General features: G+C 27.0%; 18 protein-coding genes. 4 read left to right on the top strand and 14 right to left on the bottom strand.

Annotated elements, in window-relative coordinates; translation table 11 throughout:
• Positions 1–8: 8 nt before the first annotated feature.
• The 4 genes from I4V63_RS06090 to I4V63_RS06075 all read right to left on the bottom strand — a co-directional run bounded on the left by I4V63_RS06090 (position 9) and on the right by I4V63_RS06075 (position 4,839).
• Positions 9–455, bottom strand: a complete 447-nt coding sequence (locus tag I4V63_RS06090; RefSeq protein WP_196000401.1) for a DUF6323 family protein — start codon at positions 453–455, stop codon at positions 9–11.
• A 160-nt stretch (positions 456–615) separates the two neighbouring features.
• Positions 616–1,806, bottom strand: coding sequence for a diaminopropionate ammonia-lyase (dpaL, locus tag I4V63_RS06085; RefSeq protein ID WP_196000400.1), 1,191 nt, complete (start codon positions 1,804–1,806; stop codon positions 616–618).
• Positions 1,806–3,410, bottom strand: coding sequence for a selenate reductase (locus tag I4V63_RS06080; RefSeq protein WP_196000399.1), 1,605 nt, complete (start codon positions 3,408–3,410; stop codon positions 1,806–1,808). Before I4V63_RS06080 ends, dpaL begins: the two co-directional genes overlap by 1 nt.
• Before the next feature lie 106 nt (positions 3,411–3,516).
• Complete coding sequence (locus tag I4V63_RS06075; RefSeq protein WP_196000398.1) at positions 3,517–4,839, bottom strand: amidohydrolase family protein; 1,323 nt, start codon at positions 4,837–4,839, stop codon at positions 3,517–3,519.
• Positions 4,840–5,182: 343 nt separating this feature from the next.
• On the opposite strand from I4V63_RS06075, the gene I4V63_RS06070 reads away from it, so the two are divergent.
• Both I4V63_RS06070 and I4V63_RS06065 read left to right on the top strand, forming a co-directional pair.
• Complete coding sequence (locus I4V63_RS06070; RefSeq protein WP_196000397.1) at positions 5,183–6,274, top strand: Mbeg1-like protein; 1,092 nt, start codon at positions 5,183–5,185, stop codon at positions 6,272–6,274.
• Positions 6,275–6,445: 171 nt separating this feature from the next.
• The gene (locus tag I4V63_RS06065; protein ID WP_196000396.1) at positions 6,446–6,997 is read left to right on the top strand and encodes a hypothetical protein; all 552 of its coding nucleotides are present in this window, start codon (positions 6,446–6,448) and stop codon (positions 6,995–6,997) included.
• Positions 6,998–7,267: 270 nt separating this feature from the next.
• Here I4V63_RS06065 and I4V63_RS06060 read toward each other — a convergent pair whose 3' ends face one another.
• From I4V63_RS06060 to I4V63_RS06050, 3 genes are all read right to left on the bottom strand, one after another.
• Entirely contained in the window at positions 7,268–7,585 is a 318-nt protein-coding gene (locus I4V63_RS06060) for a hypothetical protein (RefSeq protein WP_196000395.1), read from the bottom strand.
• Between the two features lie 21 nt (positions 7,586–7,606).
• Positions 7,607–8,311 carry a hypothetical protein gene (locus I4V63_RS06055; RefSeq protein WP_196000394.1) on the bottom strand — a complete coding sequence of 235 codons (705 nt, stop codon included), beginning with the start codon at positions 8,309–8,311 and terminating at the stop codon, positions 7,607–7,609.
• A 99-nt stretch (positions 8,312–8,410) separates the two neighbouring features.
• On the bottom strand, positions 8,411–9,691 hold the full coding sequence (locus I4V63_RS06050) for a serine/threonine-protein kinase (RefSeq protein WP_196000393.1): 1,281 nt from the start codon (positions 9,689–9,691) through the stop codon (positions 8,411–8,413).
• A gap of 105 nt (positions 9,692–9,796) precedes the next feature.
• Here I4V63_RS06050 and I4V63_RS06045 point away from each other — a divergent pair, with 105 nt between their 5' ends.
• On the top strand, positions 9,797–10,240 hold the full coding sequence (locus I4V63_RS06045; RefSeq protein WP_196000392.1) for a helix-turn-helix transcriptional regulator: 444 nt from the start codon (positions 9,797–9,799) through the stop codon (positions 10,238–10,240).
• A gap of 234 nt (positions 10,241–10,474) precedes the next feature.
• Here I4V63_RS06045 and I4V63_RS06040 read toward each other — a convergent pair whose 3' ends face one another.
• The 6 genes from I4V63_RS06040 to I4V63_RS06015 all read right to left on the bottom strand — a co-directional run bounded on the left by I4V63_RS06040 (position 10,475) and on the right by I4V63_RS06015 (position 15,408).
• Positions 10,475–11,215 carry a TIGR03915 family putative DNA repair protein gene (locus tag I4V63_RS06040; RefSeq protein ID WP_196000391.1) on the bottom strand — a complete coding sequence of 247 codons (741 nt, stop codon included), beginning with the start codon at positions 11,213–11,215 and terminating at the stop codon, positions 10,475–10,477.
• 14 nt (positions 11,216–11,229) lie between these two features.
• A complete protein-coding gene (locus I4V63_RS06035) occupies positions 11,230–12,582 on the bottom strand; it encodes a putative DNA modification/repair radical SAM protein (protein WP_196000390.1) in 1,353 nt (450 codons plus the stop codon).
• A 274-nt stretch (positions 12,583–12,856) separates the two neighbouring features.
• Entirely contained in the window at positions 12,857–13,486 is a 630-nt protein-coding gene (locus I4V63_RS06030) for an N-acetyltransferase (protein WP_196000389.1), read from the bottom strand.
• A gap of 257 nt (positions 13,487–13,743) precedes the next feature.
• Positions 13,744–14,031, bottom strand: coding sequence for a hypothetical protein (locus I4V63_RS06025; protein ID WP_196000388.1), 288 nt, complete (start codon positions 14,029–14,031; stop codon positions 13,744–13,746).
• A gap of 17 nt (positions 14,032–14,048) precedes the next feature.
• Complete coding sequence (locus I4V63_RS06020; RefSeq protein WP_196000387.1) at positions 14,049–14,237, bottom strand: hypothetical protein; 189 nt, start codon at positions 14,235–14,237, stop codon at positions 14,049–14,051.
• A gap of 292 nt (positions 14,238–14,529) precedes the next feature.
• A complete protein-coding gene (locus I4V63_RS06015) occupies positions 14,530–15,408 on the bottom strand; it encodes a LysR family transcriptional regulator (protein WP_196000386.1) in 879 nt (292 codons plus the stop codon).
• 327 nt (positions 15,409–15,735) lie between these two features.
• Between I4V63_RS06015 and I4V63_RS06010 the strand changes: the two genes are divergently transcribed.
• Positions 15,736–16,557: a nitroreductase family protein gene (locus I4V63_RS06010; protein WP_196000385.1), complete on the top strand. Its 822-nt coding sequence runs from the start codon at positions 15,736–15,738 to the stop codon at positions 16,555–16,557.
• Positions 16,558–16,643: 86 nt separating this feature from the next.
• Here the strand turns inward: I4V63_RS06010 and I4V63_RS06005 are convergent, their stop codons facing one another.
• Positions 16,644–17,021, bottom strand: a complete 378-nt coding sequence (locus I4V63_RS06005) for a MerR family transcriptional regulator (RefSeq protein WP_196000384.1) — start codon at positions 17,019–17,021, stop codon at positions 16,644–16,646.
• Positions 17,022–17,218 lie beyond the last annotated feature (197 nt).

The following is a 17,218-nucleotide window of genomic DNA, read 5'->3' as shown; positions in this document are numbered from 1 at the left end:
AAGTTATTTTATCTTTCTCTATTTAATCCATATCTCGTATCACGGCACAACTCCTCAAGATTTGTTCCGCTTAAGTACTCTATTGAGCCTTGACACTCACCATTAAAATACTCTTTCATAAATTCTATTAATTCATCATCAGCTATTTGATCCATAGCTTCTCCCTTAAAAAAATAAAAAATATCTTGCAACTCTTCTAGTGTTTCTTCATAGTTTTCCTGAATAATATAAGGCGAATCACAAAATGCCTCAATTAACTCTTTTAAAATACCATCTCCAAACTCTACTCTTCCTGTACCCTTTAAACTTTCAAATCTTTTATTAATTAAATTTTCAATTTGTATATCTGACAATGTAACTCCATATTTCATTGTGACTTCATTACACTTTTTTATTTCCATTGCTAATTGTTTTTTCTTCATATTTTGAATAGTTAAAGCAAAGTTCTCACTCATTCCTATCACCTCTCATATAGCTTACTACTGTTGCTACACAAGTACTAGACTTGAAATTTTCGCTATTTTGTGGTATTATAAGGATATAGGAAAAGTGCTATAAAACTTGAAATATCAAGCTTTACAGCACTTTTATTTTTTATCATTTTTTTATTATTCCTTATCTTGTATATTCTCCATCCCATACTATTTTTCTATAATTTTCTTTATCTGTGTCGCCTTCGCTATTAAAAAATAAAATAACTGAATTTTCATCTATCTTTAATTCCTTTTTAAGCCACTCTAAATCTTTATTTCTTAAGACTTCACTTACAAATCCAAAGCTCGAAGCTCCACTTTCACCAGAAATTATTTTTTCATCACCTTTTAATGGATTTCCTAAAATCCTCATTCCTTGTGCTGCTACATAGTCTGGACAAGATATAAAGTTATCAGCATAATCTTTTAAAATTCTCCACCCTACCGTTGTTGGCTCACCACAAGCAAGCCCTGCCATAATAGTTTTCATTTCTCCTGTAACAGGGTGAATTTTACCATCATTAGCTTCAGCAGTTTTAAAAATACAAGCTGCTTCATTTGGTTCTACTATTGTTGTAATTGGTCTGTCTTCACCATAAACATCACCATAAAAGCCTTGTACTGCTGCTGCAAAAGATCCTACTCCTGCTTGTACAAAAATATGCGTTGGCTTTACTCCATTTAATTGTTCATAAGCTTCATAAGCCATTGTAGTATATCCTTGCATAATCCAAGTTGGAATATCTTCATATCCATCCCAAGCAGTATCTTGAACCATTACCCATCCATTTTTTTCTGCTAAATTATTAGAATATCTAACTGCATCATCATAATTAAATTCTGTAATTTCAGCTTCTGCTCCTTCAGCACGAATATTATCTAATCTTTCTTTTGCACTTCCCTTTGGCATATAAATCACACATTTTTGCTTTAATTGATTAGCTGTCCAAGCCACTCCTCTCCCATGATTCCCATCTGTAGCTGAAATGAAAGTTAAATCCCCTAACTTTTCTCTTACTTCTTTAGAAATCATTCTTTCATACGGCATATTTTCAATATCTTCTCCTAACTTTTTAGCTATATAATTTCCAATAGCAAAGCTTCCTCCAAGAACCTTAAAGGCATTTAAACCAAAACGATATGATTCATCCTTAACATAAATATTTTTAACCTTTAATTCCTTTGCTAAATTATTTAATTCTACTAAAGGTGTTTTTTTATAAATTGGAAAGCTTGAGTGAAATCTTTGTACTTTTTTTGCAGTCTCTAATCCTAAATGTTTAACAGAAACCTTTTCTTTTTTTCTCTCATACTTTACTATTTCAAAACTCATTAAATCTCTCTCCTTGTTGCTTTATAAATCTTCGTATACTCATTAGCCTCTTCTCTAGAAACCTCTCTTTTATTAGTTCTTAAAAACATATCTTTATCTAAATAAACTCCATTATTTTTACTATTATCGAAATTTTCCTTTGAACTAAATATAGTAAACTTTTCTTTATATGGACTATGATTATAAATGCAAAACAAAGCACAATTTCCACATTCGTTACATAAGTCATCAATATGAATCGTATATTTCTTACCATCCACATTAACTAACTTATTACTCCTATTAGGACAGACATCAACACAATTTTTGCACTTTGAGCAAAACTCGCTATAATCTACACCTTTAATTTCAGCCTTCTTTTTAGTACTTTTTGAGTAATTAACATCTGAAATTGATTTAGCTGCAAGTGCTTCTAATTTTTCTATATTTATCTTTGCAACCTTATCTCTCTTATAATCCTTGCATTTTTCGTTTAATCTTGTAATATTTTTATATCCACCTTGCTTTAATAACAAAGTTGAAACTGTAACTGGATAAATTCCGGTGTCTAAAATATCTTTTATGTTATTTACATCTGCTCCACCAGAATATGAAATTGGTAAATCACCATTAAATTCTCTTGCTATCATAGCTGCAACATTTATTGAAAATGGATAAAGTGGTGGACCAGACATATACATATCATTTCCCTGTAATTCATTTCTTGTAATCTTAACTGGAAATGTATTAGTTAATTTAACTCCAAAAACTAAGTTTTTATTTTCTGCAATTTTAATTAATCTTCTAATAATATCAGTTAACTCCTTAAAAGAAATATCATGATTAAAGGCTTCTTTCGATAAAACAACATAATCATATCCAAGTCCCTTTAATATTTCCTTTGCTTTATCATATCCCACTAATGTTGGATTGCACTTTATATACACATTTAGGTTTTTCTCATTTAATAAATACTCTGCTATTTTTTCAATTTCTTCTGGCAAACACCCATGCATTGTAGACAAGGTTATAGTATTACAAATGTTAGGTGTTATACTTTCAATATATTCTGACGTAATATTTTCAAATAGCTCTAAATTTTCAAGGGAATACTTTTTGCATTCTTTCCATACCTCAGTTTTTGAAGCATCTTTTAAACCCTCAATAAAGTTATCTATTTTCTTTGATTTAATTCCTTCTAAGTTATATCCCACACTCATATAAAAAATAAAATCATCTTCATCATTAAAATTAAATTCTTTTGAAATTAGCTTAAGTAAAAACCATGCTTTTATATATTCTTCTAAAGCCTCTTGTACAGTTAATTCTGTAGACCATTCAATATTGTAAGCTTCTCCTTCAACATAAATACAAGGTTTTAAAATACCTAGTTCTTTACCTTCTAATACTTGAACTGTTTTTAATTCAAAGTGATTTGCACCACCTGCATATGCTGCTAATATATTTTGAGCTAATTGCGTATGTGGTCCTGCCGCTGGACCTATTGGACTTTTAATTCGTTCCTTTGATACTGGTACATAATATATAGTTTTTTCTTTTTTATATTCTTTAATAGCTTGATTTAAAAGTTCTTCAAATGATATTGGTGTCATTTTATCACTCATACTTTCCCCCCACCTTCTTCCTTACTTTAGTTTATTCCTTTCTGCACTTTACCATTACCTTCTCCTGATTTTAATATTGTAATTTACAATTAATTATCAACACTTTCTATAACCTACTATTATCACCAAAGAAGCTTGTTCCTCTTCTTTTCAAATAAGAGCCTTTACTTTCTAAAAACTTTCCTTTCTCAGATATTAGCTTACCTCTTAAAAATACCTTCTCAATTTTCCCCTGCATTGTTTTGCCATCATAAATACTCTCAGAGTCATTTATAATTTCCTTTATATTTTCATCATAAATAACAATATCAGCATATGAACCAACCATTAAACTTCCCTTTTTGGGATACAATCCATATACCTTTGCTGGTCCATCTGTAAATTTTGAAATAATTTTTCTTCCAAACTCTGTATACATATTTTGAAAAGAATATTGGATTCCTCCTACCCCCATGGCAATTTCACTTGTATATTTTTTATTTTTTAATTCATTTGCAAATGGACAATGATCTGTTCCAATTGTTGTTATAGAATCTATTTGTTCATATAATAATTTTCTTTCCTCTTCAGGCCTTAATGGTGGTGTCATAAGATATAAGTATCCTTCTTCACCTTTATATATAGCACTATTAAATAAATAGTAATGTGGACAACTTTCTAATATAATTTGTTTTGATTCTAACTCCTTAGGAAAGCACTCCTTCAACCTTTTTATACTAGTTCCACAGCTAACATGAACAATATATAATAATCCCCCAGTTTCCCTTGCCATTTCTGCAAGCTTTAAAACTTCTGTTACTTCACTAACTACTGGCCTTGAAACTTCATGATCTTCAACTTTTACTTTTTTGCTATCACTTACTAATTCATCATTTTCTGCATGAATAACAATTCTAATGTTGTACTTTTTGGATAGCTTTAATAAATCATATATGTATTTGTCATATGTTCTTCTATCCGTATCCGCATATGTTGTAAATAACTTTATAGATGTAATCCCCTTTTCAATACCTGCTTTTATTATTTCTTCTGGAGAACTTTTAGGATTTGCAATAGTTGTATGAAAAGTATAATCACTTACACTCTTTTCTGCTAATTTCATTCTATTTTTATATGCTTCTTCAACTTCTTCTACACTTTTTATTGGATCTAAAAAATCAATATATGTTGTAACTCCTCCAAGAACGCCTTTAATTGAACCAGTATAGAAATCATCACTAGATATATTACTTCCTACTCCTAAGCTAAAATGAACATGAGGATCAATAAAACCTGGAAGCACTAGCTTTCCAGAAGCATTTTCTTCTACTTTACACTTTAAATCTTCATTTGTAATATTAGTAATAACAGCATTCTTTATATAAATATTGCAATTTAAAAATTCTCCATTTAAATAAACTGTTCCATTTTTAATTCCTAAATCATACATAATTCTCCCCCCTCAAATTCGATTGTTTAATTTATCAATAAACATTTAAAAATTTTTATAATAAAAAAGACGTAAAATAAGCGTTTAGACTATTTTACGTCTTTAATAACCGATATATGATTATACATTATTAGCTTTCTTTTCATATTGCTATAATACCATTAAACCCTTTTATTATTTAATAAAAAATCTAACTACTTATTCATATATAGTTTCTAAATGTAATTTTCTCCTATAAAATAGCCTATAAAGGTACATATTAGAAACATTAAGAATACTTTTTTATAAATTAATAATTAAAAAAATATTAAATAATTATATTTTTTTGTAATTGGAGTTTAAGATGAAAAATATTATCGATTATGCTAAAACTGAGTTAAATACCATAAATGTAAAAGAATTTAATGATGTAGATTCATTAATCCTTTCTCAAATAAGCTACATAGTACTAGATGAATTAGTAGGTTCCATAGATAGTGATAGTCCTCCCGTAACATTTAAGGACTTACTACGAGCAGAGTTTTTTCCTAAGATGTTTGATACTATTCCGTTTGCAGATCAAACTAAAGATTTACTTTTTTATCTTTGCTCTAATCCTAGATTTAGAGATATAAAAATTAATTATCATATATCAAAAACAGATCCTATTTTTGAAAAACAATTTTCTGCAACAACATTTATTTTAAATGAAAATTTAGCTTATATAGCCTTTCGCGGTACCGACCGTAGTGTTGTTGGATGGAAAGAAGATTTTAATATGGCCTTTACTACTCCAGTTCCTTCACAATTAGAAGGTGTTGGTTACATAAATAAAGTTTCAAAACTAATTCCTCATGATTTTTATGTAGGAGGTCATTCTAAAGGTGGAAATATTGCTGTTTATGCTTCTATGTTCTGTGATTTTGAAGCCTCACCTCGTATAAAAAAAATCTATAGCCATGATGGTCCTGGTTTCCGAGAAGAGATTATAAAAAGCGATGCTTTTATTAAAGTGCAAGATAAGATAAGTAAAACATTGCCATATTCTTCACTTATAGGAATGCTTCTAGAAAATCATGAAGATTATCATGTAATAAAAAGTAATAAGATTGGAGGCATAGGACAACATGATCCTTTTTCCTGGGAAATAAAAGATTCCAATTTTATTTATTTAGAAAAGATTTCTCATGGTTCTAAATATACTTGTGATACGTTACATCAATGGTTAAAAAATATTGATGATAAAAAGAGAAAATTATTTATTGATGGCTTATTTGATATTTTTACTTGTACTAAATCTGAAAGTTTTATTGAAATTTTTCATGATTGGAAGAAAAATCTTCCTCTTATATGGGATTCTGCAAAACATGTAGATAAGGAAATTAAAACTATGATTTTTGAATTATTTAAAGAACTTTCAACTTTCAATATTAAAACCTTCACTCATAACGATTAATATTTATTTCCTTCTAACCCTCTTATTTGTTTCATTATACATTTATACAATTTATTTATTAATTAATTATTTTCACATTTAATTCTTACTAATCCATAAACTTCATGTATTAAAATCTGAATTAAACATAAAACAATATTAATAAAAGTATTTTATTTTAAGGAGGTTATTATGGGTACACGCAAAAGCAAAAAAATATCTGAAGTAATAAATAAAAGTGATGAAGATCTTAATTTACATGAAATAAAGGCTAAAACTGGTGCTGGTAATGGACTTAGTTCTACTAATACAACACCATCAGAAATGATAGATAATAATAAGCCAATACATAAAAGCCATAAAATAAATGAGGTTATTAATGAACATGGAAGTGATTTAAACTTACATGAAATTAAAGCTAAAACTGGTGCTGGAAGTGGTCATAAATATACTACTATTCCATCTAATGATAATGTATCAAAAACTCAACATAAAAGTCATAATATCTATAATGTAGTAACAAAAATTGAAGGAAAAGTTAATGCACATAAAATGAAAACACAAAACGATGTTGACACCAGTTATAAGGATTATAGTAAGAGCGCTGTAAATAGTACATATTCTACTACTACAGTTACCCAAAAAAGCCATAGAATTCATGCATTATTCCATAAATCCGATAGAAAACTTAATCTTCATGAAATTAAAGCTAGAACAGGTGCTGGTAGCGGTTATAAACATTAATATTTAGTAGCTAACAAATATCAATACTTATAAAGTGAATTTAGGAAGCATCACTTTAAAATATTAATTATTACTAAAAATCAGCTAACTTTATGCACTTTAAACAAAATTATTTACATGCTTCTAATTTATTTTCTAATTTTAGATTCTATTGTTAATCCCCATAGATAAACATAAAGTTATTGTTTAGCTATGGGGATTATAATTTTTTATATCTCTATCTGTTTTTATTTAGCTGTGTATCTATATTTAGCTCTATTTCTCTACTATTTAAATCTCTTTATAAGTAAAAATAAATCTAATGCCTTCTAAATAAATAAATTCTATATCGGCCTTAATAATGCACACATTTCTCTTTCCCTTCTTAGTTTTAACTTCGTTATATCTTCTTAATGCATCAATTTCATAGTCAAAAATTCCATAGACTTCTTCATTATCCTGTCCCTTATCAGATATAACCATATATTTCCCATATTCAAACTCTGAACCTTTTTCCTCTGCACTCATTTCATTTAATTCTTTTTCAAATTTATCAAAGACCTTTTCTAAAATTTCTGCAATATTTTGTTTATCTTCATCATAACTCATCAATTTTTCCTCTACTTCCAACTAATTTATATTAATTTCAGCTCCAGATAATTTTAGATATTGTCCATCTTGTACTGTTATATAAGAATCTTCCATTAGATTATCATTAGTTATGATTGAATTAAGAACTCCTCTGCTGTCACTAGACACTTCAATATATCCCATGCCAATATTTGAATTAACAGTTACCTTATACTCTCCAGCTGGTATATCTTTCCCTACAATATACTTTCCATCTTTATATATTCCATCTGTTGGTACTACGGATGGTGCATCTGCAACTGCATAAGCTTCACCACTTCTAAGCTTTAGATATTCTCCATCATTAACTGTTATATATGTATGACCTGATACATTATCATTTGTAATAATGCTATCTAGTGATCCTGTTGAATCTGAAGCAACTTCTATATACCCCATTCCTTTTGCAAAAAATACATATTCTCCTGCTGGTAAATCTACACCAATTTTATAAGTTCCAGCTTTAATTTTAGTATTCTTCTTTTCTTCCTCATTTGTATTACTTTCTTCATTTACAGTATCTATGCTTACTTCTTCTACTGTATCAGTGCCTTCTTTTTGGGATACAATACCCTGATTACTATTATTACTATCATCAGAGATCTTATCACTCTCTCCTCCTGATGTAATTGCACCTACTATAATAACAGCAAGTATCCATACCCACCATTTCTTCCATATTGGTTTTTTAACTTTTTTCTCCATAAAAATAACCTCCAAAAAATAAATAATAATATCAAACTTCACTTGATAATATTATTTTAATTACTTTTTGAAGGTCTTTGTTATGCTGTCAGCATACATTTAAATTATTTCTAATAAAATTCCATATATAATAAAAATAACAAGGTTATATAAAATACTACCTACTATTGCCTTACTTTTTGCATTACCTCTAGTCAAAGGTAATCTTTCTTTTATATTTTTAAAATTTCCATTAAATAAAGTAAACGATAATAATAAAGCTACAGTGATTATATCTGAAAAAATTAAAGAAATATCACCACTTCCCCAATTACAAAAGAATCCAAAAATTAAAAAGAAATACCACAAACTCGCTCCCAATATCAGTAATGGATTTTTCCTTCTGTATCCTGGTAGATCTTTTATTATAGCTATTATACTAAACTTTTTATTTTTCTTTTCCTTATTTAAATTAAATGTTTCTGCTTCATCTATTTTATCCAAATTAAGCTTTTCTTTTTCATCCACTTTATTTAAATTAAGCTTCTCTTTTTCACCAAATTTATTTAAGTTCATCTTCTCTTTTATATCTAATTTATTTAAATTATCAGATATGCTCTCTTTATTTGAAAATAAATTTTCATTATTTGAAATTTCTTTCTCTTCATCATCATAAATTAATACCATTTCTAATGCTTCTTTTAACTCCTTAACTGAAGAATACCTATTATCTGGTGAAATGTTTGTACACTTTTCGATTATTCTCTTTAATTTTCCTTTATTTAGCTCTTCCTTTATATGCTTTCCTGTAGTTAAAACATTAAGCATTACACCAACTGAATAAATATCACTTCTACAATCTGTTTGTTCAAAGCCAAACTGCTCAGGTGATGCATACCCCTTAGTTCCTAATATATGAGTATCTCTATTTCTTTCCTCTTTATATACCCTTGAAACATCAAAATCTATAAGCTTTAATATCCCATTATTATCTATTATTATATTAGAAGGCTTTATATCTCTATGTATAACTGCTGGATTCAAATTATGTAATACATCTAAAACTGAACATAAATTAATCATATATTTTATTGCTTTTGTTTCTTCTAATGGCCCTTCATTATCTAATATAGATTGTAATGTTTGTCCATTAATAAACTCTTCAATTACTATTAATGAATCATCGCATTTAAATATTTCATATACTCTAGCCATATAGAAGTTTTCTATATTCATTATTTGCTTATATACGTCAATATTATAATTCTTTAATTCCTTTTTTATATAGATTCTTCCATCTACTACACTTTGGACTAAATATACGTTGTTTTTTGCTGAGTTATTAAGTTCTGTCAGCTCGCTGTACTTTGATTCTATTTCATCAAAGCTAACATTTTCCATACTCCTCTACCCCTTAGTTATTTGATTTTTAGCAAGTTTTATTTTATCATTATTATATGAATTACTCAATTTTAAGTGTAAAAATAATAATGGAGAATAATAATAATGTTAGATAATAATACTACTGAACTTGATGATATAATTAATAATATTAATTCTGAAAGTGAACTTGATAATTTTATTAAAAATACACTTTCACCAATTCCTAAATTAACATTTTCTAAGTATTTAGATAGTTTAAGAATTTCTAAAAAAATAAAAAAAAGCACCCTTATAGCCGATGCTGACATTCATAGAAATTATGGTTATCAAATACTAAATGGAACAAAAAATCCAAGTAGAGATAATGTATTAAAGTTATGCCTTGCTTGCAAATTATCTATTGATGAATCTAACAGATGTCTTACTCTTGCTGGATTTAATAAGCTATATTCTAAAAATGCTCGTGATGGCTTAATAATTTATTTTATAAATAATGGCTACTCTGTTATTGATGTAAATTTAAAATTAGCTGAGCTAAACTTAGACCTTTTAGGCAATGTAGAATAGGCTCCTTTTAAACTTATATAAATTAGCCCCAGAAGCAAAAAAGCTAATTAGTTTACTCTTGGGGCCAATCTATTTATCCACATCAACTATATACAACATTAATTTTACTTTAAATAATTTTTTTCAAACTCATCTAAGTCACTATATTTTACAACATCGATAATGAACAATAATACATGAAGTCATAAAACGAAAATTTAATTTATTCTTATTATAAAAAAAAGGAGTTACTACTTATTGTAACTCCGTTAAATGCTTCCAGTATCTTCTTGGCATATGCTGATTTCTACATTTATGATTTTTACGTTCTTCAATATTTACGGAATTATAAAAAGTCCTCCATAAATCTTCAAAATCACTATCATCAATTTTATTACTTAACTTTTCTCCATCTTCTTTAGTTAAGTCTGTAATAATTGCTTCTTGTGTGTTATAAACTATTGCTTTCTCTCTTTTTAAATCATGTATTATAAAATTTTGATCAGAAAACCTACTAGTAAAATGTCTTAATATTATAGGTAATATATTATGATCTGGCTCAATAACTGAGTAATAACTTAAAGGACCTATTTCCTTAAACCTTACAAACCCAGTAAAATTATGTGCTTCCCTACTTACTTTTTTGCAATATTTATCGACTAAAATTATAGTTTCATTATTTTTAGCTAAGTTAATATCTATTCCATACTTATAACATAATCTTAAATAATCTAATGCAATATTTTCTGACCCATTTATATCACTAAGGTATAAGTAATATATATTTCTTAAAACATTATTATTAAGCTTTTCTAATATACTTTTATAAACTCTCTCAAACTTATCAATTTCTGTATTTATGTCTATTACTTCATCTATTAAATTGGGAATATATTCTTTTGACTTTACAATAATACAACTATCCTTACAGCTATAAGAATAAAAAATAGCTGTTAAAAACCCTTCAAAGCTTCCATCATATAAATATGAATTCAATATACCATCACCTCTTATAACTCTCCACTTATTGACGTATTTTTATCATTTAATAATAGCAATTTCTTTTTGCTACCATAACTGGTGCTATCTTCTAAAATAATATTTCCTATATCTTTATTAAAAAATGATATTTGTTCAACATCTTCATCAATAATATTTAAATCAAATTTAGGTTTTAATGCGCTTCTTATCTTAACATCATCAAAAGCAACAGCTCCAAAATACTTTCCTCTGCAAGTAACAAAATATTGTGCTCTCTTTATTACTATTCCTAACTTTTTTAAATCTATAAAATCTAAAGAATTTATTCTTCTAGCACTAATAATTTTTCTTGCTCCCCTTATTCCTATTCCTGGTACTCTAATTAACATTTCATATGATGCTATATTCACTTCCACTGGAAATTTATCTATATTATTTAAAGCCCATGTTGTTTTTGGATCAAAATTAATATCAAAATTAGGATTCTTTTCATCTAATAATTCATTGGCCTTGAATCCATATACCCTTAAGAGCCAATCCCCTTGATACAATCTATGTTCTCTAAGTGTTGGTGGATTTTTAATTTCTGGTAAGCTTCCACCATTATTAACTGGTACATAAGCTGAATAATAAACTCTTTTTAAATCAAATTTATTATAAAGATTTTCTGTTAAATTTAATATATTTAAATCATTTTCCTTTGTTGCACCAACAATAAGCTGTGTACTTTGTCCTCCTGGTACAAATATTGGTGACGATTTATACCTTTTACGCTCATCTTTATTGGAGATTATGCTATTTTTTATTAAACTCATTGGCTTAAATATTTCTTCTTTTTTCTTTTCTGGAGCTAAAAGCTTTAATGAATTTGACGATGGTAATTCAATATTTACACTCATTCTATCAACATATGAACCTGCTTTTTTAATAAGTTCCTCATCAGCACCTGGAATTGCCTTTAAATGAATATATCCTCTAAAATTGTATTCCACCCTAAGCTTTTCCACTACTGTAGTAAGTAATTCCATAGTAAAGTTAGGACTATTAATTATTGCCGAACTTAAAAATAATCCTTCTATATAATTACGTCTATAAAAATTCATAGTTAAACTTATTACTTCCTCTGCTGTAAAAGAAGCTCTTTCCACTTCATTAGATTTTCTGTTTACACAATAAGCACAATCATATATACAACAATTGCTTAATAATATTTTAAGTAAAGATATGCAACGTCCATCTGGAGTAAAGCTATGGCAAATACCACTTGATGAAACTGAACCTATTGCGCCCTTTTTTAAACTTCTATTGGAGCCTGAGGATGAACAAGACACGTCATATTTAGCAGCACCACTTAAAATTCTTAGCTTTTCATTAATATCCATTTTAATCACCAGCTTTATTAATAATCTATAGCTACATTATAGATCAACAAAGCTCGATGAACAAGTGTTCTTTTTATGTTTTAGCCATATATATTATTTTTTATTTCAACCTTATTTATAAATATAAACTCCCTATGGAAACTTCAAATGGCTTATTTATATAATATAAAATATAAAAACAGTTACTTAGATGATATATTTTCTTAAATAATAAAACTATAATTATAAAAGGAAAATATCAATTATAACTGCTCTTATCAATAACTTTATTTTTTTATAAATCAGTATCTCTTGGCTCTCTTTTTTCTTTCTTTGGAAATTCTAATTCAAATTTTTCTAATTCCTCATCAGTAACATTAAATAGAGGATCAAAATTATACACTCCACTATGCTTTGATAAATAACCTTTTTCTAATTCCATTGCCATAAAAAATTCTGCCTTATCCTCTACAGACATTCCTGGCAAAGTAACTCCATAATTATATGCCCCTTCAAATCCTAATGGATTATAAAACTTATCATTTCCAGTAATAAGAACTGCTTTATACCCTAATTCTTTTGCCCTATTTATTGATATTTCAATTATCTTCTTTCCTATACCTCTTTTTTGATATTCAGGATCTACACTAATTGGTCCAAAGGCAATTACATCATTAAGCATTTCACCCTTCTCATCAAACATCTTTGTATAAACAATATTAGCTACAATTTTCTTATCTACTACAAAAACATAATCTAAATCACTAATAAATGATTTTGCATTTCTCAATTTATGCAATACTAAATGTTCACTACATCCAGGGCGATATACATCCCAAAATGCTTCTCTTGTTAGATTTTCTACTTTTTTATAATCATCTTTTTGTTCTAATCTTACTACTAATTGCTCTAACCTAATTTCCATAACTGCTCTCCTTTTATTTTAACTCATGATAGATTGATTTAAATATGAATCTATCCTCTCTAGAGATACTTTTGTATCATTTAACTAATATAAATTAAACTATTATAAAAAATTGTTTTTTATATTATACATTATTTTTATATAACATTAAACATTCTAATTAAAATGGCACTTTAGTATAAATTTATAGATACATTCAAAAGGAAAAACTAAATATCAACATACTCCCTTATTAGTATTTAAACTTTTATTAATACCTATTTCGAGAATATTGCAAATCCATATGACACTATCCAACTTGTCCCTATTATAAGTACAAGTAGTAATAATAATACATTTTTATTTTCAGGCTTAGATTTCTTTAAGTTCTTTCTTTGCTCTTTTACTATTAGGAAATTTATAATCATTCCACATAAAATTACAATAAGAAATGAAATTCTAACATAAGACATTGATATTTTATCAGTATATCCTAAAATATTAATTATAGTACTACACACCATTAATATTATTTCTATTGCACTAATAACTTTTAATGACTTCAAAACACTGACTCCCTTTTTTACTCATTATCTTTGTTTTGAGATATTTTTTTATTTTGTATATAAGCATTTATAAAAGATAAAATAACTACAACTATGTCTAATAAAATCAAAGCAAATGTCTTTTCAGTAAAAATATTTATTATACAAGCTATCAAAAAAAGTACTCCAGCAACTATCCACAAATTCCTAGTTAACTTGTAATTCATAATATATACCCCCATAATATAATTCACTCAATAAATAATTATACATTAATATTTTGTAAAAATATAACTTAATTTGAACTTATATTTATAACAACTAATTTTCTCCTTATTAATTTATAAAAATAACTGCAAAATTTCAAGTCTCACAGTTACTATTTTGTCTTTATTATTATTTATATTATTTAGTATTACTACCTTTTATCAATAATATCTGCTTTTTATAATTCTCTATAATATTGAGGAACATCTTCATAATGTCCATACTTCATTAAATTTACCAATATAATACCTTTTATCTCAAATCTTTAATTACATACTTCTTGAACTCTTCTATAGTTTTCGAAGGATATACATTACTATTCCACCCCATATAAATATTCTTACGTCCAATATCATCCTTTATTTTTATAATAGATAGTTTATTAGTATTTATCATTGGTGTATTTAAAATTATTGCAATTCCTGCTCCTGCAGCAACTAAACTTGAAAGCATAGTTGCTTCTGTTGGCTCAACTGCTATTTTAGGGGTATATCCTATAAGTTCTGAATAAGATATTTTTTTCTCATTATTCCTATCATTATAAGCTATAAAATATTCATCTTTTAACTCTTTCAGCTCAACTTCCTCTCTATTTGCTAAATAATGATTTTTAGGTACTATTAAAACATAATCCTCTTTCTTAACTAATATTGTTTCTATTTCTGAATACTTATCAATATTTTCAATACTATCAAAAAATCCTAAATCTATTCTTTGATACTTTAAATCTTTTAAAATTTCTTCTGTACTTTGATTATTAAAATTAAATCTTGTTTGAATATGTGAATTTATAAAATTACTTATTAAAAATGGAATAAATGTAGCACCTATACAATAAGTGGATGCTATTGAAATAATATTATCATTATTTGTCTTCATATCTTGTATTTTCTCTATGCCTTTTTCAATATCATTTAATGCTGATTCGGCATATTTTAAAAACACTTCTCCATATTTAGTTATTTTTATATTACGACCTTGTCTTTCAAATAGCTGTACATCTAATTCTTCTTCTAATTTTGAAATTGCTTTACTTAAAGCAGGCTGAGTTATTGATAATATATTTGATGCTGTAGTAAAATTCTTAGTTTGTGAAATCACTTTAAAGTATTCTAATTGTTGTAAATTCATTTTTTATATCTCCTATTGATTTTCATCTAATTTGTTAAAGGAATATAACTTAAAGTTATAATACGCTTAATTTCATTAATGTAATTACTGCATATTGTGTAAATCAATCTAAAAATTCAATTTATATATATGCTTAAGCCAAAACAAAACTATAACTTTTAGTTATATATTTATGAATATATTGAATTAGACCTACCCTAACAAATGATGCTATAATCTCAATATTGATTCATTATTTTTTATTAACTAATGGATTAATTATAAATTTTATGAATATAAAAGTCAAAAAATACTAACTATAAAAATGTAAAAGAGGAGTGTGTTTATATGTTTAAAGTAGATAGAGAAAAATGTATCGCTTGTACACAATGTATTCAAGATTGTCCTACACGTGTTATTTCATTAAAAGATGGTAAAGCTGATATAAATAATGAAGGTTGTATAAAATGTGCTCACTGTGTTGCAGTCTGTCCTGTGGATGCTGTTTCGACTGATGATTATAATATGTCTGAAGTAAAACCTTATAATAAAGAAACTTTTACTGTAGAATCTGAAAATCTTTTAAACTTTATTAAATTTAGAAGAAGTGTTAGACGCTTTAAAAATATGCCTGTAGAAAAAGAAAAATTAGAGCAAATTATTGAAGCTGGAAGATTCACTCAAACTTCAACTAATAGCCAAGATGTTTCTTATACTGTAGTTACAGATAAATTACATGAACTTAGGGAATTAGCTTATGAAAGCTTAAAGAAAAAGGGAGAATATATATTAGCCAATTTAACTCCTGAAACTGAGCATTTAAAAAGGTATGCAAATATGTGGATTCATAGTTATGCTAAATTTAAAGAAGATCCTATAAAAAATGATAGAATATTCTTTAATGCACCATCAGTAATATTTGTTACTACTCCTAACCCTATTAATGGTGGATTAGCTTCTTCTAATATGGAGCTTATGACAGATGCTTTAGGCCTTGGCACTTTCTTTAGTGGATTTTTATTAATTGCTTCTAAAGACAATAAAGAAATCTTAGATTTACTTGGAATTAAGGATGGTAATACAATAGTTTCTTGCTTAGTTGTTGGATATCCAGATGTTAGATATAAGAGAACTGTTCCTAGAAAAGAAGCTAATGTAAATTGGATCTAAAAAACTTCTCCATATTAATATTAATGTTTTTATATATATAAAGCATCATATTTAATTTATGATGCTTTTTACATGTACAATACATTTTACTTTTCCCATGAAAGCTTTCCTGTTTTTACTGCATCTTCATATACTGAAATTTTATAATTAAGTCTATCTAAAGTTTCATCTATTTTCTTTTTTTGTTCTAAAAGTGATTGCCTTTGTTCTAATAATAACTGCAATCTTGCTGGTATTGTTGAATCTCCCTCTTGATACAACCTTACATATTCAATCATTGCTTCAACTGGAAGCCCTGCACTTCTCATACATTTAGCAAGACTAACCCATCCTAAATCACTTTCTTGATAATCTCTAATACCACTTGCTGTACGAGTTACTGGTGGAATCATTCCTACTCTCTCATAATATCTTAATGTATCTGCTGAAACATCGTATTTTTTACTAACCTCTGCAATTGTCATACTACTAACCTCAACTTCCTTTTAAGTATTTAATTAACTTTATCTATTTCCCTATAAAATATTATCTTTCATTTTTCTTAATAATTTAATAATACCCCTTGGAGCTAACTCCAAGTCAATATTTTTTGTAAATTTCTAGCCTAAAACCAAAAGTTAAATTATTTATTATAATACTAAATTTACCTTTGATAAACTTA

This window comes from Clostridium sp. 1001271B_151109_B4 (genome assembly GCF_015670405.1).
Lineage (GTDB): Bacteria > Bacillota > Clostridia > Clostridiales > Clostridiaceae > Clostridium.
Note: the sequence above shows the minus strand (reverse complement) of the source record. Positions and strands in the feature narration are given on the sequence as shown.